This window comes from Methylobacterium sp. Leaf99 (genome assembly GCF_001422375.1).
Taxonomy (GTDB): Bacteria; Pseudomonadota; Alphaproteobacteria; order Rhizobiales; family Beijerinckiaceae; genus Methylobacterium.
Genome location: NZ_LMMU01000001.1, coordinates 1,468,508 through 1,494,697, shown reverse-complemented (window position 1 = coordinate 1,494,697; position 26,190 = coordinate 1,468,508). Strand labels below are relative to the sequence as shown.

Genomic DNA, 26,190 nt, shown 5'->3' with positions numbered 1-26,190 from the left:
GACCGCAGGAACACCCGCACCCCCATGGCGTTCCCGGACGGAGTCATCGACCTGTCCGAAGCTTCAGCGGCGTGAATTCATGAGCGACGATCTTCCCCTGTCCCGGCGAAATCTCCTGCGGGCCGGAGGCCTGACGGTCACCGGCGCAGCCCTCGGCCTCGGTGCGGGGGGCGCGAACGCCCAGGGGCTGCCGGGCCCCTCCGTGCCCGCCGATACCGGCGCGGTGCAGGGCGGCAAGGTGATGTTCCCGAACTGGCGCGGGGCCGGCGACCGGGTGCCGCCGCCGCCGCCCGCTCCGATGCCGCCGGCCCAGCGCGTGGGCTTCGCCGTGATCGGCCTCGGGCGCCTGAGCCTGGAAGAGATCCTGCCGGCCTTCGGGGAGACGAAGCGCGCCCGCCTCGCGGCGGTGATGTCCGGCACGCCCGCGAAGGCGCGGCTCGTGGCCGAGCAGTACGGCGTGCCGGCCGACGCGGTCTACGGCTACGACGAATGGGACCGCCTGGCGCAGAACCCGAGCGTCAAGGCCGTCTACATCGTCACGCCCAACGGCCTGCACCGCGACAACGTGCTGGCCGCCGCCAAATCGGGCAAGCACGTGCTGTGCGAGAAGCCCATGGCCAATTCCTCGGCCGAGGCGCGCGAGATGATCGAAGCCTGCGCCAAGGCGGGTCTCAAGCTGATGATCGCCTACCGCTGCCAGTACGAGCCCTACAACCGCGAGGTGACGCGCCTCGCCCGTTCCGGCGAGTTCGGCAAGCCGCGCCTGATCCAGGCGTTCAATGGCCAGACCACCGGCCTGCCCCAGCAATGGCGCCTGCGGAAGGCCCTCTCGGGGGGCGGGGCCCTGCCGGACATCGGCCTCTACTGCCTCAACGGCGTGCGGGCGCTCACGGGCGAGGAGCCGGTCTCCGTGGAGGCGAGCCTCCATTCCCCGCCGGGCGACGCGAAGTTCGCCGAGGTCGAGGAGACGGTGTCGTTCACCCTGCGGTTTCCCTCCGGAATCCTCGCTCAATGCATGACGAGCTACGGCATCCACGAATCCCGCCGCCTCCAGCTCCACACGGAGCGGGCCGACATCGACCTGCGCAACGCCTTCGCCTATCGCGGCCAGCACCTCGTGGTCTCGCATCCGGACGGCGCCGTGGAATCGCAGGATTCGCGGGTCCTGGCCCCCAAGAACCAGTTCGCCCTCGAGATCGACCACATGGCCCGGTGCATCCTCGAGGACCGGCGCCCGCGCACCCCCGGCGAGGAGGGGCTGCAGGATCAGGTCCTGATGGAGGCGATCTACGAAGCCGCACGCTCGGGGCGGCCCGTTACCGTCGGCCCGCCGGCCGGGAGCGGCGCCGGCCTCGATGTCACGCGCGGGCCGGAACTCGACGAGGCCGGCTGAAGATCCTCGGGATCGTCATGAAAGCGGGGTAGGGTTCAGCGAACACCTGCCCAGGGGCCGTCCATCTTCCTCCGCCGCTTCATCGCCCCCGGCCTGGCTCTCGGCTCGACCCTCGGCCTGCTCGGCGCGGCGAGCCTTCGCGGCGCCCAGGCCCAGAGTCCGGCCGACGAACTGGCCCGGATCGCGGCCGAGCCCGTCGCCATCGGCTCGTCGCGGGGCGCGGGCGGCGATCCGCAGACCTCGGTGGCCCAGTCGGTCACCTCGTCGCGGCCGTCGGCCAACCTCGACACCTCGATCCAGGATCAGCTCGGTCCCTACGGCGATCCCTTCGGCCTGCGAGCCTTCCTGAAAGCGCGCGGCATCACCTACAGCCTGACCTATATCGGCGAGGGCCTGGGCAACGCGACGGGCGGCCTGCGGCGGCGCGCGATCCTCGAGGGCCTCCTCGACCTCGAGATCGACGCCGATCTCGGCCCCCTCCTCGGCTGGCAGGGGGCGTCCCTGCACACCAACCTGTTCCAGATCCACGGGGCCGGCCTGTCGCGCGGCACCATCGACAACCTCGTCACGGTGAGCGGGATCGAGGCCCTTCCGTCCTCCCGGCTCTACGAACTCTCCTTCGAGCAGAAGCTGTTCGACGACCGGTTCTCCGTGCGGTTCGGACAACTCGCCGCCGACACCGAGTTCGCCGTGACCCAGACCGGCACGGTGTTCGTGAATTCCACCTTCGGCTGGCCGAACAACATGGCCGTGGTGATCCCGAGCGGCGGGCCGATCTATCCCCTGGCGGTACCGGGCATCCGGGCGAAGGTCGTGCCCAACGCCAACCTCTCGCTCCAGGTCGGCGTGTTCGACGGCGATCCGGCCGGCCCCGCGCGCTCGGGCGCCGATCCCGACCCGCAGCGGCGCAACCGCACCGGCACCAATTTCCGCACGGGCGATCCGGCCCTCGTCATCGCGGAGGCCGCCTACGCCTACAACATCGAGGCCGGCAGCACCGGCGAGGCCGGGACGGTGACGCTCGGCGGCTGGCACCATTTCGGGCGCTTCGACAGCCTGCGCTTCGACCAGAACCGCACGCCCCTGGCCTCGTCCGGCAGCACCGGCATCGCCCGGCGGTTTCGGGGCGACAGCGGCCTCTACGGCATCATCGACCAGACGATCTACCGCGAGCCCGACGACCCCAACGACGGCGCCAGCGTGTTCGTGCGCGTGGCGGGCGGGCCGTCCGACCGCAACCTCATCGACCTCTACGTCGATGCCGGCATCGCCTACAAGGGGCTCCTGCCGGGGCGCTCCGACGACACCGTCGGCGTCGCCTTCGCCCTCTCGCGCATCTCCCGCGACGCCCGGGCCTTCGATGCGGACACGATCCTGGCCACCGGCGTCCCCGGCCCGCGCCGCAGCAGCGAGGCGGTGCTGGAGGCGACCTACCAGGCGGTGCTCGGCCCCGGCGTGACCCTGCAGCCGGACGTCCAGTACATCTTCCGGCCGAGCGGGGGCATCCTCAACCCGCGCGATCCCGATGCCGGGCGCATCCGCAACGCGGCGGTGTTCGGCCTGCGCACGACGATCCGGTATTAGGGGAGTCGTCCGCCGCGCGCACCGCCGGAACGGGGTGCGCAAAATCCCCTGTTGGTAAGCCTGCGGCCTCTCGTCCATGGCGGAACACCCGGCCCGTCGACCCGGTTGCTCAGGACCGCGTCATCGGCTGCCGCATCTGTGCGCAGCCGGAACTGCCCGAGTGATGAGTCCGTATGCAGTTTCCCAGGGACGACCGTGACCATGCGCTGGCGCATGCCTTCCGTGATTTCATCCGTGACCCTCCCTTCCCCTGCGTCGGCGCGAAATCGGCCCTGTCGAAGGGGCAGATGAAGATCGTTGTGGCCCGGGACATCACCTCCGGCTGGGACGACATGCGGATCTACCCCGCGCTCCTCGCCTTCGCCGCGCGCTACAAGCGGGCACCGGACCTGTTCCAGAGCTTCGCCGTGGTGTTCGAAGGGCCGGGCGACCTCGGGGAAGAACAGTTCGAGCGTCACCTGTGGGCCCGCGCCCAGTCCCTCGCCGACAAGGATCAGTGGCTCGGCCAGCCCTGGGACCGGCGGGTCGCGAGCGATCCCGAGAGCCCGCACTTCTCCCTGAGCTTCGGCGGCGAGGCCTTCTTCATCGTCGGCCTCCACCCGCGGGCGAGCCGGCCGGCCCGGCGCTTCTCCTCGCCGGTGCTGGTGTTCAATCTCCACGCCCAGTTCGAGGCCCTGCGCGAGGCCAACCGGTACGAGAAGCTGCGCAGCTCGATCCTCGCCCGCGACACGGCCTTCGCCGGGTCGGCCAACCCGATGCTGGCCCGCCACGGCGAGATGTCCGAGGCCCGTCAGTACAGCGGCCGGGCCGTCTCTGACGCGTGGCAATGCCCGTTCAAGGGCCGGGCCCGCACGGGCGAGACGACCGGAACGCGCGCGCGCGAGGCGACCGATGTGTGACGCGCCTCCCCCCCAGGCGATCGCGCCGCGTTCGGGTGTCGCCTTCACCCTCGACCGGGGCCAGCGCCTCACGGTCATCGACCCGCAGGGCGAGCAGGTCGCCGACCTCCTCGCCTACAACCGGCACGATACCGGCGAAGTCCTGTCCTCGGGCCGCACCCTCGATTACGCGAGCCGGATCTACCTCACCACGGGCGATCCCCTTTACTCGAACCGCTCCAACGTGATGCTCCGCATCGTCGAGGACACCGTCGGGCGCCACGACTTCCTGCTGACGCCGTGTTCGAAGGACACGTTCCGGATCATCTACGGCGACACCGACCCGCATCGCGGCTGCTTCGGCAACCTGGCGGCGGCCCTCGCCCCCTACGGGATCGGGCCCGACCAGATCCCCATCGCGTTCAACTGCTTCATGAACGTGCCCATCGACGCCGCGACCGGCGCCATCACCGTCGAGCCGCCCCTGAGCCGGCCCGGCGACCACATCACGTTCGAAGCGCAGGCCGACCTCGTCATCGGGCTGACGGCCTGCTCGGCCCTGCAATCGAACAACGGCAGCTTCAAGCCGATCCACTACCGCATCGACTCGGCGGACGCGGCCTGACGGCGCCGGGGGCGTGAAATCGGCGCAGGCCGCGCCGTTTCGCAACGTCCCATCGCTTCGCGCGTAGGTTCCAGCGCGAGTCACGGACCGCGCGCAACCTCGGGAAGCGACCGGCCCATGAAACACAAGTCCCTGCGCGATCAGGTGATCGTTGTCACCGGAGCCTCATCGGGGATCGGCCTCGCCACGGCCCGCATGGCCGCGAAGGGCGGCGCGCGCGTGGTGCTGGCGGCCCGCAGCGGCGCGGCACTGGCCGACATCGTCGCGGAGATCGAGGCGGCCGGGGGACAGGCCGTCTGGGTCGAGGCCGATGTCGGGCAACGGGCCGAGGTCGAAGTCATCGCCGCCAAGGCGATCACGGCGTTCGGCGGCTTCGACACCTGGGTCAATGTCGCCGGCGTGACCATCTACGGCCCCCTGCGGGCGGTGTCGGACGCGGATCACGCCCGGCTGGTGCAGACCAACTTCTGGGGCACCGTCTACGGGTCGCTGGTCGCCGTCGAGCACCTGAGCCGGCGCGGCGGTGCGCTGATCAACGTCGGCAGCCTCGCCTCCGACCTCGCCTTCCCGTTCCAGGGCATGTATTCGGCCAGCAAGCACGCGGTGAAGGGCTTCACCGACGCCCTCCGGATGGAGCTGCGCCACGAGGGCGCCCCGGTCACGGTGAGCCTGATCAAGCCGGCCTCCATCGATACGCCCTTGCCGCGGCGGGCCCGCAACTACATGGATCGCGAGCCGATGCTGCCGCCGCCGGTCTATCCGCCGGAAGAAGTCGCCCATGCGATCCTGCACTGCGCCGTGCATCCCCTGCGCGACGTCATCGTCGGCGGCGCCGGCAAGGTCTTCGCGGCGAGCAAGGAATTCGCGCCCGGCGCCTTCGATCTCCTCGCCCCGGCCATCGTCGCCATGCAGAAGCGCCCCGGCCGTCCGCGACGTCCGACCGGGACTCTCCACCAACCCGAGCAGGACGACACCGGGCACGCGAAGGGCGATCAGCCGGGCTACGTCATGCGGACCAGCGCCTATACCCGCGCCAGCCTGCACCCCCTCGCCCTCGTGGCCGGAGCCATCGGGCTCGGCCTCGCCGCGACGGCGTTCCTGGCGCCGCGCCGCACCAGGCGGCGGTCCTGACGTGAACGCGCCCGCGTTGCGCCCGTGGCCGCCGGCCGTCTCGACGGCCGACGGGGCGGTGACCCGCCGAACGGTGGATCTCGGGGACGGCCGCACCGTCGCCTATGCCGAGGCGGGCGAGGGGCCGGCTGTCGTCCTGATTCACGGGACGCTGATGGCCCTGGAGGACATGTGGCTCGCCCTCATGCCGACCCTCGCACGGCGCTTTCGCGTCATCGCCGTCGATCGTCCCGGGCACGGCCTGAGCCGGCGGCAACGGTCCGTCGATGCCTCGCCCTGGCGACAGGCCGAGATCATCCACGATGCCATGCGGGCCATCGGCGTCGAGCGGCCTCTCCTCGTCGGCCATTCCTTCGGCGGAGCCGTCGCCCTGTGCCACGGACTGCGCTTCCCGGGCGAAACGGCGGGTGTCCTGGCCCTGGCGCCCCTGTGCTTCCCGGAAGTCCGCCTCGAGCAGGTCCTGTTCGGACCGCGCTTCACCCCCGGCCTCGGCGAGGTCTTGGCGCCCGTCCTCGCCGGGAGTTCGGACCCCGCCCTGCTGCCGCTCCTGTGGCGCGCGATCTTCCTGCCGCAGATCATGCCGAAGGCGTTCGCCGAAAACTTCCCCTTCGCCCTGGCCAGCGGGCCGGAGCGGATGATCGCCGAGGGCGAGGATGCGGTGGGCGTCTGGCCGGCCCTGACCCGCGCCGCGGCGGCCTACCGGACCTGCGCGGTGCCGGTCCGCATCCTCGGCGGGACGGCCGACCTCGTCGTCAACAACGCCCTTCAGGGCGCCCTCGCCGCCCTGGCGATGCCGGGGGGGCGCTTCGACTGGGTGCCGGGCGCGGGGCACATGCTCCATCACTTCCGCCAGGATCTCGTTTCGGCCGCCGTCGCGGACCTGGCCGATCGCCGGGCCTGAGGCTCTTCAGCTGTGCAGGGCCCGGTGGGGTTCCGGGACGCCGAAGCGCCGGGCGATGGCGTGCGACACCTCGTCGACGATGTCTCCGATCAGGTTTCGATCGTCGCCCTCCGCCATGACCCGGATCACGGTTTCGGTGCCGGACGGGCGCACGACGAGGCGACCGGAGGTGTGCAGCCGGGCCGTCGCCGACGCGATGACGTCCAGGACCGCGCCGTCGCGGAGCGGCTCGCCCGAGCGATAGGGCACGTTCCTGAGGATCTGCGGCAGGGCGTTGAAGCAGCGACAGACCTCGCTGACGGGCCGGTCCTGGCGCTTGACCACGCTGAGGAGCTGCAGCGCCGCCACGAGTCCATCCCCCGTCGTCGCGTAGTCCGACATGATGATGTGGCCGGATTGCTCGCCGCCGAGGTTGTAGCCGTGCGCGCGCATGTGTTCGAGCACGTACCGGTCGCCGACGGCGGTGCGGGCGAGGGCGAGGCCGATCCCGCCGAGATAGCGCTCCAGGCCGAGGTTCGACATGATCGTGGCGACGAGGCCGGGCTGGCTCAGGCGATCGTCCTGTTGCCACGAGCGCGCCATGACCGCCATGAGCTGGTCCCCGTCGACGACGACGCCCCGTTCGTCGACGATGATCACCCGGTCGGCATCGCCGTCGAAGGCGATGCCGATGTCGGCGCGGCGTTCCCGCACCTTGGCGACCAGGGTCTCCGGCGCCGTGGAGCCGACGTCGCGGTTGATGTTGAAGCCGTCCGGTTCGACGCCGATGGCGATCACCTCGGCGCCGAGCTCCCACAGGGTCTCGGGCGCGACGCGGTAGGCCGCGCCGTTGGCGCAATCGACCACGACCCGCAGGCCGTCGAGGGTCATCTGCCGCGGCAGGGTCCGCTTGGCGAACTCGATGTAGCGGGCATGCACGCTCTCGATGCGCTTGGCCCGGCCGAGGTCGCGCGCGCCGGCGAGCCGCGTCTGCAGCGGCCCGTCGATGAGGCCCTCGATCTCCCGTTCCACCGCATCGGAAAGCTTGAAGCCGTCGCGGCCGAACAGCTTGATGCCGTTGTCCTCGTAGGGATTGTGGGAGGCCGAGATCATCACGCCGATATCGGCGCGCATGGAGCGGGTCAGCATCGCGACTGCCGGCGTCGGCATCGGCCCGAGCTGGAGCACGTCCATGCCGACGGAGGTGAAGCCCGCGATCAGGGCCGTCTCGATCATGTAGCCCGACAGCCGGGTATCCTTGCCGATGACGACCCGGTTGCGGTAGCCGGAATTGCGGAAGTGCAGACCCGCGGCCTGCCCGACCCGCAGGGCGAGTTCCGGGGTGATCACGCGATTGGCCAGTCCACGGATCCCGTCCGTGCCGAAGTATTTCAGCATTGCCGTCACTCCCGAATACTTACCCAAGTTCTTCCGATGAGCGATCGGACACGCCCGGTGTCGATCATTCCACCGTGACGGATTTCGCCAGGTTGCGCGGCTGGTCCACGTCTTTCCCCATGAGCGCGGCGGTGTGGTAGGCGAGGAGCTGGATCGGGACGGCGTAGACGATGGGGGCCACCACCGGGTCGCAATCCGGCATGGTCACGGTGGCCATGGTCTCCAGACCCGCTTCCGCCGTACCCCTTGCGTCGCCGATGAGGATGATGCGCCCGCCCCGCGCCGCCACCTCCTGCATGTTCGACACGGTCTTCTCGAAGATGGCGTCGTGGGGCGCGATGACGATGACCGGAACGCTCTCGTCGATGAGGGCGATGGGGCCGTGCTTGAGTTCGCCCGCCGCATAGCCTTCGGCGTGGATGTAGCTGATTTCCTTGAGTTTCAGGGCGCCTTCCAGGGCCATCGGGTAGCTGGTGCCGCGCCCCAGATAGAGCACGTCGCGGGCCTTCGACACCTGCGATGGGGCCGTGCTTGAGTTCGCCCGCCGCATAGCCTTCGGCGTGGATGTAGCTGATTTCCTTGAGTTTCAGGGCGCCTTCCAGGGCCATCGGGTAGCTGGTGCCGCGCCCCARATAGAGCACGTCGCGGGCCTTCGACACCTCGCGGGCCAGGATCTCGATCTCGCCCTCGCGCTTGGTCGCCTCGGCCATSAGGCCCGGCACGGTGATGAGGGCGTCCACCAGTGCGCGCTCGCGCTCGGCGCTCAGGGTGCCGCGGGCCCGGCCCGCCGCGATGGCGAGGCACAGGAGCACGGTGAGCTGGCACGAGAACGCCTTCGTCGAGGCGACGCCGATCTCCGGTCCGGCCAGGGTCGGGACCACGGCGGAGGCCTCGCGGGCGATGGTGGAGGTCGGCACGTTGACCACCGCCAGGGTGTGCTGGCCCTGGGCCTTGGCGTAGCGSAGGGASGCCAGGGTGTCGGCGGTCTCGCCCGATTGCGGCCGGACGTGGCCGCGAGCGGACTCAANTGGATGTAGCTGATTTCCTTGAGTTTCAGGGCGCCTTCCAGGGCCATCGGGTAGCTGGTGCCGCGCCCCAGATAGAGCACGTCGCGGGCCTTCGACACCTCGCGGGCCAGGATCTCGATCTCGCCCTCGCGCTTGGTCGCCTCGGCCATGAGGCCCGGCACGGTGATGAGGGCGTCCACCAGTGCGCGCTCGCGCTCGGCGCTCAGGGTGCCGCGGGCCCGGCCCGCCGCGATGGCGAGGCACAGGAGCACSGTGAGCTGGCACGAGAACGCCTTCGTCGAGGCGACGCCGATCTCSGGKCCGGCCAGGGTCGGGACCACGGCGGAGGCCTCGCGGGCGATGGTGGAGGTCGGCACGTTGACCACCGCCAGGGTGTGCTGGCCCTGGGCCTTGGCGTAGCGGAGGGAGGCCAGGGTGTCGGCGGTCTCGCCCGATTGCGAGATCACCAGGGTGAGGCCGTCGCGGTCCAGGGGCGGCTCGCGGTAGCGGGCCTCCGAGGCGACGTCGATCTCCACGGGCAGGCGCGCCAGGGTCTCGAACCAGTACTTGGCGACGAGGCCGGCATAGTAGGCGGTGCCGCAGGCGGTGATGGAGAGGCGGGTCAACCGCGCGAAATCGAACGGCAGGTCTGCGGGCAGGACGATGCGGCTGCGCGCGAGGTCGACGTAATGGGCGAGCGTGCGGCCGACGACCTCGGGCTGCTCGTAGATTTCCTTGCCCATGAAGTGGCGATGGTTGCCCTTCTCGACCTGATAGGCCTGGGCGACGATACGCTGGCGCGGGCGCTCGACCACGGCGCCGCCGATGTCGCGGATCTCGGCGCCGGCGCGGGACAGGACCGCCCAGTCGCCCTCCTCCAGGTAGGTGATCTCCTCTGTGAAGGGGGCGAGCGCCAAGGCATCTGAGCCGAGATAGGTCTCGCGCGTTCCGAGTTCGTCCTGGCCGAAGCCGATGGCCAGCGGCGCGCCGTGGCGGGCGCCGATGAGCAGGTCGTCGTAGCCGGCGAAGATGAAACCGAGGGCAAAGGCGCCGTGCAGGCGGGGCAGGGCGGCGGCCACCGCGTCCTCCGGCTCAAGACCCTTGTCCATCTCCCGGCTGACGAGCTGGGCCACGACCTCGGTATCGGTCTCGCTCTCGAAGCGGATTCCGAAGCCCTGCAGCTCGGCCTTCAGCTCGCGAAAATTCTCGATGATGCCGTTGTGGACCACGGCCAGCCGCGCCGTGGCGTGCGGGTGGGCGTTGGCTTCGGTGGGCCGCCCATGCGTGGCCCAGCGGGTGTGGCCGATGCCGATGGACCCGCCGAGGGGCTCGTCGCGCAGGCTCATCTCCAGGTTGGCGAGCTTGCCCTCCGCCCGGCGCCGCACCAGGCGTCCCCGTTCGAGGGTGGCGATGCCGGCCGAATCGTAGCCGCGGTATTCGAGCCGCCGCAGGGCCTCGACCAAGGAATCCGCCACGGAAGTCCGACCGACGATCCCGACGATGCCGCACATGACACGCTCCCCCAGTTGTGTTGCAGGTCGCCGACCCCGTTGGCGATCGCCGGCGGGCATCGTCGTCGAATCGGTCGGGCGTCCTTCCCCGGGGCGCCATCCCGCGGGGCCCTCGGGGCGCGCGTTCCGCCCCTGTTCACGGGCCGGCCGCCGGGTGGGCGAGGGCCGATGACGGCCCGCCCACCCGGGGATCACCCGCGAAGGTCAGGCGAGGTGCCGGCCTTCCGCCATGCCGTACTGCAGGTAGTGCTGCAGGGGGTCCATCTGCGCCGCCGCCACGTCGGGATTGGCCGCCAGATAGGCGTTGTTGTCGAACGCCGTCCCGGAGGAGCGTCCCTGGCGCCATCCCATCTCCTCCTGATGCAGGAGGGGATTCAGGCCCAGCCCCGCGACGTCCGGATTGGCGGCGAGGTAGCCGTCGGTGGAGAAGAACGCGTTCGGATCGCGGCCCTCGTGCCATCCGTAGGTGTTGTAGTGCTGGAAGGCGTAGCCCTCGGGGTCGTGGTTGGCCGGCACCGCGGCTGCGACATCGGGGTTCCGGGCCAGGTAGTAGGTCGCGTCGAAGTCGCCGTGGATTTCGTGACCGTTGGCGGCCGTGACGGCACCGGGGAAGGCGAACCGGCCCTCCGCCCTGCCGTACTCCTCGTAGTGCTGAAGGGGGTTGAGGCCCGCTGCGCCGACGTCCGGATTCGTCGCGAGATAGGCTTCGGCCGAGAAGCCCGGGCCGGCGCTCCGCCCCTCCTTCCAGCCATACTCGTTGTAGTGCTGCAGCGGATTCAAGCCGGCCGACGCCACATCCGAATTGGCGTTGAGGTATCCGCTCGTGGAGAACTCCGCGTTCGGGTTCCGGCCCTCGCGCCAGCCGTTCTGCGCATAGTGCTGGTCGGGGTCGATCCCGGCCTGCCAGACGTCGAGGTTCCGGGCGGCGTAGTACAGGTCGTCGACCCCGGGCTGGCCGTCCCGCACCTGGACCGTGCCGTCGGCGAACGTGATGGTGCCGACGCCCGTGAGATCCGTCACCGTCCCGTCCGGGGCCGTCATCACGCTGTGACCGTGACGGAAGTCGAAGGACGCCTCGCCGAGCTTGAACGCGAAGGATTCGTTCGCATTGGAGGCGGATTGGGTACTGTCGATCCGCAAAGTCGCTTGGGCCCCGAGGCCGCCCGGATCGACGGCCGCGTAGGTGAACGCATCGCTGCCGGCCGAGGCCGCGACGTAGCGATACTCGCCGTTGGCCGCGATCGTGAGGGTGCCGTGCTGGCCCATCACCTGGGCGGTGCCGGAGTCGGGCAGGGCCACCGCGACGCCGTTGCCGAATTGGACGGCGCCCACGTGCAGGGCGTCGCCGTTCGGATCGCTGTCGTTGGACAGCACGTTGCCGGTGGCGTTGGACTTGTAGGCAACGCCGGAGCCGAAATCAGCGACGGCCACGGGCGCGGCGTTGGCGGGCTGGGACGGGGTCACCAGCGGGGGCAAGGACGGACCCGAGGGAATCGGGGCCGGATCCGGGGGGGTCGAGGGCGGGGCGGGCGGCTCCGTCCCCGGCATCGTGACGACGTCGACGCCCATGACCGTCAGGGTGTGCGTCTGCTGGATTTTGGCACCGTGGATGTCGGTGACGTCGTAGCTCGCCACGATCACCCGCTTGTCCTGCGCGGTGAGGGCATCGAAGGCCGCGTCGGACGGATCGACGGTCAGCATGTGGGTGGCGGCGTCGTAGTGCAGCCCTTTCGGGGCCATTTCCGAAGGCGTGCCGCCATCCGTGGAGAAGACGAGGTGTTCGACGGTGAGGGACTTTGTCTCGCCGGCATCGGGGTCGCTGGCACCCGCCATCAGGTCGTAGCCATCGGGCGGGGAGGCGTCCTCCATGACGAAAGCCGTCAGCGGGCCGGCGACGAGGGGCGCTTGGTTGCTGGCCGGGGACGACGGACCCGACGGGGCGGGCGGCGTCACCGGCGGGGTCACGGGAGGCGTGACCGGGGGTGTCACCGGAGGCGTCACGGTGCCTGCCCCTTTGACCGTCAGGGTCAGGGTCTGGTGGACGCTGGCGCTGTGGGTATCCGTGATGTCGTAACCGACGTCGAACGCCTGCTCGGTGCCCGCCGTCAGGGACGCGAAGGCGGCGTGGTTGGAATTGACGGACAGCTTGTGGGTCCCGTCATCGTAGGTCATCCACTCCGGAAGCGCCGCCCAGGCCGTGCTGCCTTTGGCGGCGTAGACGAGGGTCTTGACGGCCAGGGTGGGTGTTTCGCCGGTGTCCGGATCGCTGGCCCCGGTGAGCAGATCGAAGCCGGGGCTCGTTTCGCCCTTGGTGACCAAGGTCGCGAGTGCGCCGGCGACCTTGGGCGCATCGTTGGTGCCGGTCACCGTCAAGGTCAGGGTCTGGGTCGGGCTGGCTTTCGCCCCATGGATGTCGGTGACGTCGTAGCTGGCCACGAGCACCCGCGGGACATCCTGCGGGAGCGGATCGAAAGCGGCGTGCTTGGGATCGACGGTGAGTGTGCGGGTGGTTTCGTTGTAGGTGAGGCCATCCGGAATCTTCGCCGCGGCGACCCCATCGATGGTGTAGGTGAGGTTTTTGACTGCGAGGGTAGTGGTCTCGTTCGCATCCGGATCGGTGGCGCCCGCGAGCAGGTTGAAGCCGGCGCTCGCGTCGCCCTCCTTGACCGCGCCCACGAGCGGGTTGGCGACCGTCGGTGCGTGGTTGGTCGCGACCGGGGGCGAACCCAGCGTGACGCTGACCTTGTGCTGGCCGAGGCCGGTCAGATCGATCTGGAGCTTGTCGCCGTTGAGACTCACCTTCTTGGGGTCGGTTATGGTGACCCCGTTGTCCTGCACGACCACGGGCCGTCCTTTGGGATCGACGAGGTCGACCAGGACCTTGCCTTCGCCGACCATCGTGAAGTCCAGGTTGGTCCCATTGCCGCTGACGCTGACGAGATCCCCGCGGTCGGCCACCTTGGTGATGTGCGTGACGTCGTCCGGGGTCGGACCAAGATTGATCTGGAAGGTGCCACCGTCCTTGTCGACGAACACGCTGTTGGCGTCGTAGGCGTAGTAGGCAGTGCCATCCGCAGTATTGACGACGCTCCTGATCGTCGCGGCGTTTCCGAGGTCGAGGGCGAACTTGCCGGCACTGGTCGAGCCCACCATTGCCGTGACGGCGTTCGCGGTGGCGTCGAACTGATAATTGAACGTGGCGGTGTCGAAGGCGCTCATGCGCTCGGCGAGGTCGGCTAGGGTGACGAACTCCGAGCCGGCATTGTAGGCGGTGTCGATGAAGCTCGTGAACATGGCGGTCGAATATTTGGACGCGACCCCGTCGGAGGGCCATTCCGTCACGCCGTAATCGTGCCAGGGCCAGACGATCACCGGCAGGTCCGAATGGGCGCTGAGGGTCTTGAACTCCTGTTGCCAGATTGCACTCGCTTCGGCGGCTGTCCTCGGTGGAAGGTTCGGATCCGGTTGGTAGCCGATAAGGGTGAAATCCGACGAGACGTTGGGGGCGATGTAGACCTTGCTGTCCCCGGGCGTGAGATGCCCGATCGCGCCAGGATAGCCCGCGCCGATCAGCGTCGTGCCGCCGGTGACGTAGGTATAGTACTGTTCGATCGCTTGAGCCGTTAGCAGGAACTCCGGTGCGCCTGGAACCGCCGCGCCAGCGACGTTGATCTTGAGTTCGGCTTCAATGATTGATTTCGATTCGGAAAACTCTTTCGCGAACAGAGTGGGGTTGTCTTTGAGGAGGACGTTCGTATCCGCCGGATGCGAAATGGTATGGGAGCCGATCTCGTTGCCCATGGCGAGCATCTGTTGGTAATACGGGGCGGATACGGCCCAGTTCGTCGTCTGATCGGGCGAATTGCTGCCGATGTCGATGTAGTACGATCCGACGAAATTGTAGTCGGTCTTCCACTGCTGAAGGATCGGAATCATCTTGTCGTAGATTCCGTCTTTCGGTGCCGCCCCACCGTTGACGTCGTCGATTTCCTGGGCCTGGTCCATGTCGGAGCGCGAGGCCACGACCGCGGCGGCACGACTGATCTTGAGGCTGAGTTCGGGCCCCGCCGCCGGTTTCTCGACGTAATCCAGCGCGTGCTGGAGCATGTTGTTGTCGCCGAGCAAGCTCTCGTTGGCGAAATGGACGTTGCGGCCGCCGGTCTGCGTGCCGATCACCGCATCGGCGCTGCTTGAGCCGAATGACATCGTCGCGATGTGGCTCACATCCGTGCCATCGGCGCTTTTGTAATAGTTGGAGTTCATGCTGGCGTAGCTGTGGATCGTCTCACCGGCGCTATAGCCCTCGATCATCGGGTTCGACAGGTCGTTCGCCCTGACCGCGATGGCAACGGTGCCCGTGTTGCCGCCGGGCTCTAGGTTAAGAAGAGTCTTCATGCGGGCATAGGCGTCGGAGTTTAGAGCAATTCCGTCCTCGTCATTAGTCATTAAGTTACCGGCGGTGATGAGATTGATGCCATATTTATAGACGGCTTCGGTCAAGACGTCCTGAATATTCGCGACCTCGGTCTTTTTCACGTTGCCGAACGACGGAAACACCAGGGTATCGTATCCGGCGAGCTTGGTGAGGTTCGTCAGATCGCCCTCGGACAGGACGTCGAACGACAGGCCGGCGGCTACAGCCTGATTTTGGGCCGCCATGAAGAGCTGCGAATAGGCCATGAGACCGGCGGGCGTGCCGCCGAAATACTGCGCTGCCGTAGTCGCGGAATAGACGATGCCGATCTTATGCGCGTCGGCTGGCGGGGCCGGTGAATCGTAAACGGTCAGGGGGGCCGTCAGGAAGTCGCCCGGAATGGCCTGCGCCTTGGACCCCGCTGCGTCGCTATAATTGATATTGACCTTGAGATCGAGGTCAAAATCGGTATCGCCCGGAGTGAGCAAGGCATGCGGGACGGCGAACTCGACGGTCTTGCGGTCATCTGAAAAGGTATATTCCAGCTTGGTAAATGTTCCGGTCGGACCTGAGGCAGTGGCGGGGTAGAGATAAAGATTTCCGTCTGGATGGAAGAGGACGTAATACTCGGCGCCCGTGCCGGCTCCGGGGTAAGACTGGAATCCGGTCGTCGCATTCCGGTCCGTGTTCAGCCACAGCGTCGTGTTGGTGAGAAGCGCGCCGGGGGCCTGGAGGGCAAAGACGTAGGATCCTCCCTCCGAGGTTCCGTAGACGGAGAAGCCTGGCGTCCCCTTGCCCGGCAGATCGATCCGCTCGTTCTTCGTCCAGTCGCCAAGGATGCCGTCGATCACGTGTGCCATCTCGTCCTCCGGGGTGCGACGCGTTCCATCGTGCATCGACTGCTGAAAGTAGATGTGATCTCGCCGAGAGATTGTCGGTAATCATTCTCCGCCAATACGCAGGCGGGAGGCGTCGTCATCTCCTGTCTTCGAGACTAACGACGATCTATTCTTCTTGTGGCATTACTGGATTTTTAGAGCACGTTAATAATTCGTTAGCAATATAAACCTTAATGGTTAACGGCCTACGCCTTTTGATACATGGCACGTACTCCCCTTGCGTGCGTACCTTGGCCGTCGTTGAGCGGCGGAGGGTGATGTGAAAGGTGCGAGCGATGGGGGCCGGCTCCCTCCGCACAGGGCCGTCGCACTGGGCATGGGCTCCCGGAGGGGCGCACGGGACCTTCGTTCGCGGATCGCCGGATCACTGATGACCCCGGCCTGCGCCGTCTGGCTGGCGGGGGCCGCGCTCGCCGCGATGCCCGCCGCCGCCGCTCCCGTCGCCGGGGAGATCGTCGCCAAGGAGACCGTCGCCAAGGAGACCGTCGCCAAGGAGACCGTCGCCAAGGAGATCGTTGCAAGGGAGATTCTCGCCCTGTACGACGGGGCGCAAGAACAGGCGCCGGACCGGACGCGGATCCACAAGTACGCCGAAGTCGTCCTCAACCATCTCGGCTACGCGGTCGTGTACCGCGACGTGCGCGATCCCCTGCCGGAGCCCGGCGCGGTGGCGCGCTACGCCGGAATCCTGACCTGGTTCGCCGCACCGCCCGCGGCGCGCGGGCCGTACCTCGCCTGGGCGAGGATCGCGGCGCGCTCGGCCCGCCGCGTCGTGATCCTCGGATCGACCGGCGGCGCGTTCTGGTCGGACGACCATCCGGCCATCAACGCCGTCCTGTCCGAACTCGGTCTCCGCCACGAGCGGCGCGCCATCGAGCTCACCCTCGGCACCGAAGCCGTCCCGGTATCGAAGCGGCTGACCGCGTTCGAGCGCGGCCTCGATCCGGTCCTGCCGACCTACGACGTCGTCACGGCGATGCGGTCCGACGTCGAGCCCTGGCTGCACCTGACGATTCCCAGGCGCGAGGGCGGCGGGACGAGCGTCGTCGTCGCCACGGGTCCGCGCGGGGGCTACGCCGCATCGGGCTTCGAGATCGTCGAGGATGGCGGCCTCGGACGGTCGCGCTGGCTCATCGACCCGTTCGCCTTCTTCGCCCGGGCGCTCCGGTCGGAGCCCTGGCCGATCCCCGACGTCACCACGGTGTCCGGGCGGCGGCTCTACTTCCATCACGTCGACAGCGACGGGTTGAACGACGTCATCGTCGCCCGCAAGCAGGAGCCGGTTCTGGTTCCGCAGGTGTTCCTGAACGAGATCGTCCTGGCCTATCCCGACCTGCCGGTCACCCTGGCCGTGACGCCGGGCGACCTCGATCCCCTGCTCGGCGGCAACGCCACGCCGACGGACCTCGTGCGGCAGATCTGGTCGAGCCCGAACGTCGAAGCCGGCGTCGCGTCCTACACCCGGCCGCACCGCTGGGCGTTCTTCGCGGAGGCGAACCGGGCCGCGGAGACGGCGGCGGTCACGGCCGACGCCCCGCAGGACCGGTTCGGCCTGCGCCGGCTCCTCGATCTGGCGGGATACGGCACCGCCATCGACAGTCACGTCGCCGGCGGGCGCGATCTGCCCCGGGAGTATTTCCGCTTCCCCTTCGACCTGCGCATCGAGACCGAGACCGCCCTCGCCACGGCGCGCACCCTCCTGCCGGCCGACAAGTCGATCCGGCTCTATCAATGGACCGGGGACGCGCAACCGTTCGAGGGGGCCATCGCGGCGACGCGCCGCCTCGGGCTCCTCAACATCAACGGCGGCGAGAGCCGCCTCGATCCGGGCTATCCCTCGGTCAGCCATCTCGCGCCGATCGCGCGCCCCGTCGGGATCGAGCGGCAGACCTACGCCGTCGCCTCGGACGAGCTGCCCCGGTCCAAGGCGTGGCGTCCCATGGTGGCCGCCCTGCGGGGCCTGCGCACCACGGCCCTGAACACCGAGATTCCGCGCCGGCTGAAGGGCTCGAGCCTGCATTATCACCTCGCGTCCCTCGGCAAGCAGCCGGCCCTGCGCGAGGTCCAGGCCCATCTCGCCGAGGCGCGCACCGCGCCCGTGGCGCCGATCACGGCGGCGGATTACGCCGAGCTGGCGCAGGACTTCCCCGGTGTCGCCATCGACGCCCTGGGGGACGGCGCCTGGAGCGTCGCCGGACGCGGCGCCGTCCAGACCGTCCGCTTCGACGCCGCCGGGGCCATCGACGTCGACCTGTCCCGCTCCGTCGGGGTGATCGGGCGGACCCGTCACGGCGACGCCCTCTACGTCGCCCTCGACCGCGCCGTGGAGCCCGCCCGGGTGGTCCTGTGGACGGGGGCGGGCCCGGCCCCCGCGGTGGTTTCCCTCGCCGATGCACGCTGGCGGCTGTGGCAGGTCGTTCGGTCCGGCGCGGACTGGCGCTACGAGGCGAGCGGGTTCGGTCCGGGCGACTTCGCCTGGGACGGCGTGCCCGCGGGGGCCTACCGGGTGATCGCCCGCCGCAACGGGGAGGATCTCTGGAGCGCCGAGGTCGCCCCGTCCGTCGACGGGCGGCTCAGCTTCAGCATTCCGGTGGCGGGGATCGCCCCCCTCGGCGTCGAGATCCGGCGCGTGGCCACGGCGGAGGCGACGCGATGACGAGTGCCCGCATTCTCCTGGCGGTCATCGTGGCGATCTGCCTCGCCGCCGGCTACCTCGCGCAATCGGGGCCGGAAGAGCGCATCGCGACGCTGATCCGGGACGGCCGCCGGGCCGAGGCATCCCGGGAGATCGATACGGTCCTGGCCGACGGGCGGGCGACGCCGCACATGCTGATGACGCTCGCCCATCTCCAGGACGCCCTCGGCGACCCGGCCCGTGCGACCGAGACCATGGAGCTCTATCGCCTCGCCCGCCCCGACGACACGGCGGCCCTGGATTGGCTCGTGAACCGCTACGAGGGATCGGAGGACCCCGACGGCCTCGCCGAGGCCCTGGCGGCCCGTCTCCAGGCGAGACCGACCCGCGAGACCCTGGCCCGCCTCACCGCCCTGCACCGGTATGCCGGACGCTTCGCCGAGGAGCGGGCCGTCCTCCAGACCTATGACCGGGCCCTGTCCCTCGATTCCGATCAGGTCCAGCGCCTCGCCGAACTGCTCGCCGCCGAGGGACGCGACGCCGAGGCCATCTCGGTTCTGAAGCGGGCCGACGAGGCCGCGGCGGGGGATGGCGAGCGAAGCCGCACCCTGCTCTTCACCCTGCTGGTCCAGGGCGGGCATCACGCCGAGGCCGCCCGGCGGGCGCAGGGCTGGCTCGCCCTCTGGAAGAAGCCGTGGCTCGCGACGCGGTTCACCCTGCGCCTGGCCCGCCACGCGCCGATGGAGGTGGCCGCGCGCCTGGCCCGGACCAGCGCGGCGCTGCACCCCGATGGCGGCCTGTATCTCGCGAAATCCTTGGGCGAACAGGGCGCCCGCGGGGCGGCCGATGCCGTCCTCGCCGACTGGCCCTGGCCGGAGACCCGCCTCACGGTGCAGGAGGTCCAGAGCTTCGTCGAGGTCGCCGCACGCTTCGGACGCCCGGCCCACCTCTGGGGCGCGTTCGCCCGACTGCGTGCCCGACCGGCCGAGACCGCGGCGCAGGCCACCTTCGCCGAGGCCCTCGCGAGCCAGTTTGGCGATGGAGTCGTCCTCGCGCTCCAGCCGCCCCTGGCCATGGAGCTCCTGCGCGAGCGGCCGGTGTTCGGCGCGCGCATTGCCCTGGCGACGGGGCGCCGGTCCCTGGCGCAGCACCTGCTCGCCACGGCGGAGCCCGGCGCGCTGTCCGTCCCGGAGCAGCTCGACTGGTCCCGCCTGCTGCGGACGGCTTTCGGACCGCTGCGGGGCTTCGAGATCCTCGACGAGGTCCGGCGCCGGGGCGATCTGCCGGCCGGCCTGCAGGCGTCGCACCGCGATCTCGGCGCCGAGATCGGCCGGGTGAGCGTGCGACGGTCGAATTTTGCCGATGCGAACCTGACGGGGCGGGCGACGCGATGAGATGGTCCGTCGATTCCGTCACGCCCCTGCGGGCCGCGGGCGCCGCAACCCTCCTCCGGTTCCTGACGCGCGACGTCGCCGCGTCCCTGTTCTCCGTTCGCGGCCGCTACGAGGCGGGCCTGATCTTCGTGATCCTGCTCATCGTCGAATGGATCATCCCCGGCCCCGCATCCCTCGCCCGCATCGCGCCGCATCCGTTCTGGATTCCCGTCATCCTGATCAGCGTACAGTACGGGAGTGCGAGCGGCATCCTCGTGGCGGCCTTCGCGGCCTGCCTGAGCTGGGTCGTCGGATGGCCGGCCCAGTCCGGGACCGAGGATTACTTCGCCTATTCCCTGCGCACCTGGCGTGAACCGGTCCTGTGGATGATCGGCGCCCTCGTGGTCGGCGGCCTCCGCAGCCGGGAGATCAAGGACCGCCGGTCGATCCACGACCGCCTGGTCCTGGCGGAGACGCAGCGCGACACCATCGGGTCCTACGCCCTCGACCTGCAGGAGGAGCTCACCCGCTGCGAGCGCAAGGTCGCGACCGCGGAGGTTTCGTCCGTCGAGGCCGCCGTGGAGGCGCTGAGCACCCTGCGCGGGGGGCCGTCCGCCGAGCCGCTTCCCCTCCTCCGGTCCGGCATCGAACGCTGGATGGGGAGCGCCGCGTGGACGTTCTACCGGGTCGAGGGCGACGACGTCGCCGCGTCCCTCGGGAGCCGCGACGAGGCGACGCCGGGGCGCCTGACCGTGGAGACGGTCTTCAAGGTCGGCTCCGTCCACGCCATCGCCCACCGGCAGATGGCCGTCCTCAGCGTCTTCGACGCGTCGCAGGCCGAGCTCCTCGACGGTCTCGGCGTCTACGCCTGCTCGGTTCCGCGGGCCTGGCGGGGCGGCAGCCACGGCCTCCTCGTCATCGAGACCCTGCCCCTGCATCGCCTGCGGGATGCGACGGCGGAGGCGGTGGCGCTGATCGCGGGCGCCCTCGGGGAGCGTCTCGACCGGCAGGTTCCGGAGGCGGTGATCGTCCGTTGCACCCGCGAGATCCGCGACCTCGCCACGGCGTCCGTGGCGTCGCAGCGCGCGGCCGTCGCCGAATGCCACGCCGGGCATGCGCCATGACGGGCATCGAGACCGTCCCCGCCATCCCGTTCACCGCACGGCTCACGCCCCGGGCGACGTCGGCCCTCATCCTCCTCCTCGCCGTCGACGCCCTCGTCCTCGCGGGCTTCCTCGTGGGAGACCTGAGCGGCCCGGCGGCCCTGGTCGGGCATGGCCTCAACCTCGGCCTCTTCGTCGCGACGGCGCGTCCGGCCTTCGCGGGGGACCAGACGTTCCTCGTCGTGGTGACGCTGCTCAGCGCCGGCGCCGGCCCGTTCGGGACCCTGGCGACCTTCGTCCTCTATGCCCTGCTGGTGCGGACGAACGTGCCCGCCTCGGATCTCGCGGTCTGGTACCGGCGGATCTCGGGCGCGCCGGACCTGAACCGGGCGGAGGCCCTCTACGACCGCATCGTCGACGGCCGGGCCCGGCGGCCCGGCCCCGACGCCGTCGCCCGCTTCCATACGGTCCTCGACGGTCCCCTGGCGCAGCAGCAGGCCCTGCTCGGCCTGATCGGCCTGTCCTACTTCCCCGAGTACCGGCTCCTGCTGCGCAAGGCCCTGTGCAGCGCCGAGCCCAGCATCCGCGTCCACGCCGCCGCCGTCTCGGTCAAGCTGCGCACGGCCCTGCGGGCGGAGTTCGGGAAGGTCTGCCCGAACGCCGGGGACCCCGCCGACGCCGATCCCGCCCGGGCCGAACGCCTCGCCCTCCTCGCCGACAGCGGATTCCTCGACCCTTCGGAGAGCACGATCGCGCGCGAGGCGGCCCTCGGACTCTGCCGGCCCGGCCTGCGGGACCGGCCGGACGACAGGCCCCTGCGCCGGCAGGTCTTCGGGCTCCTTGCCGGCCTCGGACGCTGGGACGAGCTGCGCGCGGCCCTGGAGGCGACGCGCGCCCGTTCGCCCGACGAGGACGCCCTGCGCATCCGATGCCTCATGGAACTGGCCCGCGCGCGCGACCTGCACCGCGTGGTCGGCCGTCCGACCCCCATCCCCGCCCGCCCCGGAGCGACCCGCGATGCCCTTCCTCGCTAGGCCCCGCGCGACACCGCCGGAGGCGGATGTCTGCGTCATCGTCGAAGGCTGCTATCCGTTCGTGCCGGGGGGGGTCTCCACCTGGGTCGACTGGCTCATCAAGGGCCATCCCCACCTCACCTTCGCCATCGTCGCCATCGTCGCCGACACGGCGCCGCGCGAGCCGCGCTACCAGCTGCCCGCGAACGTCGTCGATTTCCGCTGCCTTCCCCTCCACCGGCCGTTCGAGACGGCGTCGTGCCGGGACGCCGCGCGGCCGGAGGGCATGGAGGAGGCGCTGGCCGACGCCTTCATCCTGCTCGTGACGGGGGGCGGACTCGCCGCCTTCCAGAGGCTGGTGCGGCTCGTCGCCGATCCGCGCAACGCCTTCACCATCCAGACCCTGATGGTCTCGCCCCTGTCGTGGCGGCTGACGTGCCGGATGTACGAGCGGCTGATGCCGCACGCCTCCTTCCTGCACTTCTTCTGGGCGTGGCGCGCCCTGTTCGGCGGCCTGTTCGCGGTGCTGGTCTCCGATCTGCCGCGTGCCCGCGTCTATCACACGATCTCCACGGGGTACGCCGGCCTGCTGGCGGCCCGCGCCGTGATCGAGACCGGATCGCCGGCGTTCATCACCGAGCACGGCATCTACACCAACGAGCGCCGCGTCGAGATCCTCATGGCCGAGTGGATCTGCGATACCGTCGACAAGGGCATGGACCTCGACGACGGCCGGGTCGACCTCCGGGACATCTGGATGCAGGTCTTCGAGGCGCAGGCCCTGATCTGCTACCAGGCCTGCACCCGGATCGTGACCCTCTACGAGGACAACCAGCGCCTCCAGCGCGCCCTCGGGGCGCCCGGCGAGCGCCTGGCGGTGATCCCCAACGGCATCGACGTCGCCCGCTTCGAGGGCCTTCCGCAGGCCGCCGCCGAAGCCCCCCCCACCATCGCCCTCATCGGGCGGGTCGTCCCGATCAAGGACGTGAAGTCCTACATCGAGGCGGCGGCGATCCTGCGTACCCGCTTTCCCACCCTGCAGGCCCTGGTCCTCGGGCCGACGGACGAGGACCCGGCGTACTTCGCCGAATGCGAGGCCTGCGTCGCGGAATGCGGCCTCGCGGATACCGTCGTCTTCACCGGTGCGGTCAACATCGTCGCCTACCTCTCGCGCATCCACGTGGTGGTCCTGACGAGCCTGAGCGAGGCCCAGCCCCTCGTCATCCTGGAGGCGGGGGCGGCGGGAATCCCCTGCGTCGCCACCGATGTCGGGTCCTGCCGCGAGATCCTCGAGGGGCGCTCCGACGAGTCCCCGGGCCTCGGGGCCGGCGGCCTGGTGACGGCCCTCGTCGATCCCCAGCAGACGGCCGGGGCCGTCGGGCGCCTCCTCGGCGACGCGGCCTTCCGGCACGCCTGCGGCGAGACCCTGCGGACGCGGGTGCGCCGGTACTACGCGTCGCAGGATGCCCTCGACGCCTATCGCCGCACCTACGCGGACCTACTCCAGCTGTCGGGCGATCACGCCGCCCGGAGGGCGTCCTAGCCATGGCCGGCATCGGATTCGAGCTGCGCCGCCTCGGGCGCCGCGACGACCTCCTCGGGCCCATGGCGGCCATCGTCCACGCGGCCATCGTGGCGGCCGGCCCCTGGCTCTACACCGTCCTCGTCATCCTGATGATCAGCGAGGTCACCCGGGGCGTGATCGGGGAAGAGGAGCTCGCCACCTTCCGGGTGCTCCTCGTCTACGTCTTCTCGATTTCCCTCGTGGCGACGACGCCGGTGACGATGATCGGCACGCGGGTTCTCGCCGACGACCTCTTCCTGAGGCGCTACGACGACGTGCGCGCCCTGTTCCTGCTGACGATGCTGGCCGGCAGCGCCCTGACCCTGGGGCTCGGCGCCCTCGTGTTCTGCGTCGTCATGGCGACGTCGGCCCCCGTGGCGCTGGCGGGCATCGCCAGCGCCCAGCTCGTCGCCATGGTCTGGGTCGCCCTCGTGTTCTGCGGGGCGATGCGCGACTACCTCCAGGTGACGATCGGCTTCGTCCTCGGACTCGCGGTCGGCACCACCCTGGCGATCGCGGCGGCCTTCTGCCAGCTCGGCGCCGTCGCGATGATGCTGGGCTTCGCCCTCGGCTTCCTCGTGGTCTTCGTGTGCCTGACGGCGCGGTTCATGGCGACCTTCACGGCCCCGTGCCGCGCCCTCGGCCCCGTCACCGCCCGCGTCGTCCAGCGGGTGCGGATCAGCCCCGCCCTCGCGCTCGGCGCCTTCGCCAGCGGGCTCAGCGTCTGGATCGACAAGTGGGTCATGTGGTTCAGCGGCTACGGCGAGCGCCTCGACATCGGACTCATCCACGCGCCCCTCTACGATGCCCCGATGTTCATCGCGAGCCTCACCGTCGTTCCGGCGCTCGCCCTGTTCGTCACCAGCGTCGAGACGACGTTCTTCGAGAATTACCGAACCTATTTCCGGGCCATCGACCAGCACGCGACCCTGAAGACAATTCTGGAAAAGGAATCGATCCTCCGGCACGAGACCATCAAGACGCTGACCGGCATCATCCTGATCCAGACCGCGCTCTGCACCATCGTTCTCCTGACGGCCCCGGCGATCATCGAGGCGTTCGGTCTCGAATTCCAGCAACTGACCCTCTTTCGCATGGGCGCGACGGGAGCCCTCTTCCAGTTCCTGTTCATGACCTGCTCGGCGATCCTCATCTACTTCGACGCCACGCGCCTCTACGCCGCCCTGCAGGTCGCGTTCGTCGCCTGCCTCGGCGTCCTGACGGTGGTGTTCTCGCGGTTCGATCTCGGGCTCGCCGCCGCCGGCTACATGATCGCCTGCATCGTCCTGGGCTTCTCCGCCCTCGGGGCGCTTCTCGCCATCCTGCGCAGCATCAATCACCGCACCTTCGTCGGGAGCGCGACGCGGTCCGCGGTCTGAACCCATTGGCCACATCACGGGAGGGGATCATGATCTATTCTTGGAGACGCCGCATCGCACGCACGGCCCGCGCCGCCGCATGGGTCTCGGTGGCCCGGGTCGCGGCGCTGCAGGTCTCGGCGGCCTGGATCGTCACGGCGGCCCTCGCCGCCGGTCCGGCCGTGGCGGAGGGGACCCCGAGGAACCTGCTCCACGTCGGCGACCGCCTGAAGATCACCCTCTTCGAGACCATCGAGGTCTCCGACGCCGCCACCGCCCCGGCCGGCAAGGAGGCCGGATCACCGCCCATGGTCCAGACCGCCTATCCGCGCCTCGACCTGTCCGGCGAGTACGGCGTCGAGGCGGGCGGTGTGGTGACCTTCCCCCTGTTCGGCCAGATCACCGCCGGCGGGCGGTCGATGGAGGATTTCCGGACCGACCTCGGCGAGGCGTTCACGCGCACCTACCAGCGCACGGCCAGCATCACGATCGCCTTCGTGCAGCGCTCGCCCGTCTACGTCGTCGGAGCGGTCCGCTCGCCGGGGGCCTATCCGATCTCCCCCGGCATGATCGTCGTCCAGGCCGCGGCGCTCGCCGGCGGCGACCTCGCCACGTCGGCGTCGAACCCCGCCATCGAGACCATCCGCGAGCTCGATCGCCGCGACGCCGCCCGGGAGCGGGTCAAGACGTCCCTCGTCCGCATGGCCGCCCTGACGGCCGAGCGCGACGGCACCCCCCTGGCGAAGTCGGTCGACGCCCTGCGCCACCTCGCCGGGATCGACGGGCTCGTCGCGGCCGAGGCACGGATGGCGGGGCTGCGGGCCCAGAACGCCGGCAGCGTCCGGGCCACGCGCGACGCGACCATCGCCGCCCTCGTCGACGAGATCGAACTCATCAAGCAACGCAGGACGGGCTACGACGCCCAGATCAAGGTCCGCGGCGAACGCCTGAAAATGATGGAGGCCCTGTTCACGCGCCAGGTCGTCGAGAACGAGCGGGTCGCGGACGTGCGGCGGGACTTCGTCGATATGGAGGGGCGTCGCCGGGACATCGAGATCAGCCTGCTCCAGGCCGAGCAGCGCCTCGAAGCCGCCCGCAAGGGCGTGGTCCAGGCCGATCTCGACCGCCGTCTCACCCTGGAGCGCGACCTCGCGAGCGCGGCGGCCGAGGTGCGGGACGCCGAGCGCGCCGCCGCGGTCCTGAGCGCGACGGCGGCGATGCAGGAATTCGCGAGCCCTCCCGGCCGGGATTCCGAGACCGCCGGCGTGGTGTTCGAGATCCTGCGCGCCACCGCCGACGGCTTCGAGACCCTGAGTGCCCGGGAAACCGATCTCCTCGAACCGGGCGACGTCCTGCGGGTCTGCACGGCCAAATGCCGGACGGGCCCGGCCGGCGAACGGTTCGTCGCCAAGTAGGCCTCGAAG

16 protein-coding genes and 2 pseudogenes are annotated in these 26,190 nt (G+C 69.9%); 13 read left to right on the top strand and 5 right to left on the bottom strand.

Annotated elements, in window-relative coordinates:
• The first annotated feature begins 79 nt into the window (after window positions 1-79).
• The 6 genes from ASF28_RS06840 to ASF28_RS06815 all read left to right on the top strand — a co-directional run bounded on the left by ASF28_RS06840 (window position 80) and on the right by ASF28_RS06815 (window position 6,512).
• Window positions 80-1,393: a Gfo/Idh/MocA family protein gene (locus ASF28_RS06840; RefSeq protein WP_056089375.1), complete on the top strand. Its 1,314-nt coding sequence runs from the start codon at window positions 80-82 to the stop codon at window positions 1,391-1,393.
• A 93-nt stretch (window positions 1,394-1,486) separates the two neighbouring features.
• Window positions 1,487-2,977 (top strand): carbohydrate porin, encoded by a 1,491-nt coding sequence (locus tag ASF28_RS06835; protein ID WP_056089372.1) that lies wholly within the window; start codon window positions 1,487-1,489, stop codon window positions 2,975-2,977.
• Window positions 2,978-3,150: 173 nt separating this feature from the next.
• The gene (gene gntA, locus ASF28_RS06830) at window positions 3,151-3,876 is read left to right on the top strand and encodes a guanitoxin biosynthesis heme-dependent pre-guanitoxin N-hydroxylase GntA (RefSeq protein ID WP_056089369.1); all 726 of its coding nucleotides are present in this window, start codon (window positions 3,151-3,153) and stop codon (window positions 3,874-3,876) included.
• Window positions 3,869-4,480 carry a DUF1989 domain-containing protein gene (locus ASF28_RS06825; RefSeq protein WP_056089366.1) on the top strand — a complete coding sequence of 204 codons (612 nt, stop codon included), beginning with the start codon at window positions 3,869-3,871 and terminating at the stop codon, window positions 4,478-4,480. Before gntA ends, ASF28_RS06825 begins: the two co-directional genes overlap by 8 nt.
• Before the next feature lie 117 nt (window positions 4,481-4,597).
• Window positions 4,598-5,611 carry an SDR family oxidoreductase gene (locus ASF28_RS06820; protein WP_056089363.1) on the top strand — a complete coding sequence of 338 codons (1,014 nt, stop codon included), beginning with the start codon at window positions 4,598-4,600 and terminating at the stop codon, window positions 5,609-5,611.
• A 1-nt stretch (window position 5,612) separates the two neighbouring features.
• The gene (locus ASF28_RS06815; RefSeq protein WP_056089359.1) at window positions 5,613-6,512 is read left to right on the top strand and encodes an alpha/beta fold hydrolase; all 900 of its coding nucleotides are present in this window, start codon (window positions 5,613-5,615) and stop codon (window positions 6,510-6,512) included.
• Between the two features lie 6 nt (window positions 6,513-6,518).
• Here ASF28_RS06815 and glmM read toward each other — a convergent pair whose 3' ends face one another.
• The 5 genes and pseudogenes from glmM to ASF28_RS06795 all read right to left on the bottom strand — a co-directional run bounded on the left by glmM (window position 6,519) and on the right by ASF28_RS06795 (window position 15,681).
• Window positions 6,519-7,889 carry a phosphoglucosamine mutase gene (gene glmM, locus ASF28_RS06810; RefSeq protein ID WP_056089357.1) on the bottom strand — a complete coding sequence of 457 codons (1,371 nt, stop codon included), beginning with the start codon at window positions 7,887-7,889 and terminating at the stop codon, window positions 6,519-6,521.
• Between the two features lie 64 nt (window positions 7,890-7,953).
• Window positions 7,954-8,403, bottom strand: a pseudogene (locus tag ASF28_RS22340) (SIS domain-containing protein); the annotation flags it as partial.
• A gap of 145 nt (window positions 8,404-8,548) precedes the next feature.
• A pseudogene (locus ASF28_RS22335) lies at window positions 8,549-8,887 on the bottom strand (SIS domain-containing protein); the annotation flags it as partial.
• Window positions 8,888-8,917: 30 nt separating this feature from the next.
• The coding region (gene glmS, locus ASF28_RS06800) for a glutamine--fructose-6-phosphate transaminase (isomerizing) (protein ID WP_157085511.1) at window positions 8,918-10,407 on the bottom strand (1,490 nt) is incomplete at its 3' end.
• 204 nt (window positions 10,408-10,611) lie between these two features.
• Window positions 10,612-15,681, bottom strand: a complete 5,070-nt coding sequence (locus ASF28_RS06795; protein WP_056089350.1) for an Ig-like domain-containing protein — start codon at window positions 15,679-15,681, stop codon at window positions 10,612-10,614.
• Window positions 15,682-16,090: 409 nt separating this feature from the next.
• Here ASF28_RS06795 and ASF28_RS06790 point away from each other — a divergent pair, with 409 nt between their 5' ends.
• The 7 genes from ASF28_RS06790 to ASF28_RS06760 are packed head-to-tail and all read left to right on the top strand — an operon-like array spanning window position 16,091 to window position 26,181.
• Window positions 16,091-18,376: a hypothetical protein gene (locus ASF28_RS06790; protein ID WP_056089347.1), complete on the top strand. Its 2,286-nt coding sequence runs from the start codon at window positions 16,091-16,093 to the stop codon at window positions 18,374-18,376.
• Window positions 18,373-19,749: a hypothetical protein gene (locus tag ASF28_RS06785; RefSeq protein ID WP_056089344.1), complete on the top strand. Its 1,377-nt coding sequence runs from the start codon at window positions 18,373-18,375 to the stop codon at window positions 19,747-19,749. Before ASF28_RS06790 ends, ASF28_RS06785 begins: the two co-directional genes overlap by 4 nt.
• Window positions 19,746-20,852 (top strand): hypothetical protein, encoded by a 1,107-nt coding sequence (locus ASF28_RS06780; protein ID WP_056089342.1) that lies wholly within the window; start codon window positions 19,746-19,748, stop codon window positions 20,850-20,852. Before ASF28_RS06785 ends, ASF28_RS06780 begins: the two co-directional genes overlap by 4 nt.
• Window positions 20,849-21,865 carry a hypothetical protein gene (locus ASF28_RS06775; protein ID WP_056089339.1) on the top strand — a complete coding sequence of 339 codons (1,017 nt, stop codon included), beginning with the start codon at window positions 20,849-20,851 and terminating at the stop codon, window positions 21,863-21,865. Before ASF28_RS06780 ends, ASF28_RS06775 begins: the two co-directional genes overlap by 4 nt.
• The gene (pelF, locus tag ASF28_RS06770; RefSeq protein WP_056089336.1) at window positions 21,849-23,387 is read left to right on the top strand and encodes a GT4 family glycosyltransferase PelF; all 1,539 of its coding nucleotides are present in this window, start codon (window positions 21,849-21,851) and stop codon (window positions 23,385-23,387) included. Before ASF28_RS06775 ends, pelF begins: the two co-directional genes overlap by 17 nt.
• A gap of 2 nt (window positions 23,388-23,389) precedes the next feature.
• Window positions 23,390-24,787 carry an exopolysaccharide Pel transporter PelG gene (gene pelG / locus ASF28_RS06765; protein ID WP_056089333.1) on the top strand — a complete coding sequence of 466 codons (1,398 nt, stop codon included), beginning with the start codon at window positions 23,390-23,392 and terminating at the stop codon, window positions 24,785-24,787.
• Between the two features lie 29 nt (window positions 24,788-24,816).
• A complete protein-coding gene (locus tag ASF28_RS06760; RefSeq protein ID WP_056089330.1) occupies window positions 24,817-26,181 on the top strand; it encodes a polysaccharide biosynthesis/export family protein in 1,365 nt (454 codons plus the stop codon).
• Window positions 26,182-26,190: the final 9 nt, after the last annotated feature.

What these genes read in the sequence shown, in the direction of transcription:
- pelF (WP_056089336.1), top strand. Translation starts at nt 21,849, where the DNA reads ATGCCCTTCCTCGCTAGGCCCCGCGCGACACCGCCGGAGGCGGATGTC.
- ASF28_RS06790 (WP_056089347.1), top strand. Translation starts at nt 16,091, where the DNA reads ATGACCCCGGCCTGCGCCGTCTGGCTGGCGGGGGCCGCGCTCGCCGCG.
- glmM (WP_056089357.1), bottom strand. Translation starts at nt 7,889, where the DNA reads ATGCTGAAATACTTCGGCACGGACGGGATCCGTGGACTGGCCAATCGC.
- gntA (WP_056089369.1), top strand. Translation starts at nt 3,151, where the DNA reads ATGCAGTTTCCCAGGGACGACCGTGACCATGCGCTGGCGCATGCCTTC.
- ASF28_RS06840 (WP_056089375.1), top strand. Translation starts at nt 80, where the DNA reads ATGAGCGACGATCTTCCCCTGTCCCGGCGAAATCTCCTGCGGGCCGGA.
- ASF28_RS06785 (WP_056089344.1), top strand. Translation starts at nt 18,373, where the DNA reads ATGACGAGTGCCCGCATTCTCCTGGCGGTCATCGTGGCGATCTGCCTC.
- ASF28_RS06775 (WP_056089339.1), top strand. Translation starts at nt 20,849, where the DNA reads ATGACGGGCATCGAGACCGTCCCCGCCATCCCGTTCACCGCACGGCTC.
- ASF28_RS06820 (WP_056089363.1), top strand. Translation starts at nt 4,598, where the DNA reads ATGAAACACAAGTCCCTGCGCGATCAGGTGATCGTTGTCACCGGAGCC.
- ASF28_RS06825 (WP_056089366.1), top strand. Translation starts at nt 3,869, where the DNA reads ATGTGTGACGCGCCTCCCCCCCAGGCGATCGCGCCGCGTTCGGGTGTC.
- pelG (WP_056089333.1), top strand. Translation starts at nt 23,390, where the DNA reads ATGGCCGGCATCGGATTCGAGCTGCGCCGCCTCGGGCGCCGCGACGAC.
- ASF28_RS06760 (WP_056089330.1), top strand. Translation starts at nt 24,817, where the DNA reads ATGATCTATTCTTGGAGACGCCGCATCGCACGCACGGCCCGCGCCGCC.
- ASF28_RS06780 (WP_056089342.1), top strand. Translation starts at nt 19,746, where the DNA reads ATGAGATGGTCCGTCGATTCCGTCACGCCCCTGCGGGCCGCGGGCGCC.
- ASF28_RS06795 (WP_056089350.1), bottom strand. Translation starts at nt 15,681, where the DNA reads ATGGCACACGTGATCGACGGCATCCTTGGCGACTGGACGAAGAACGAG.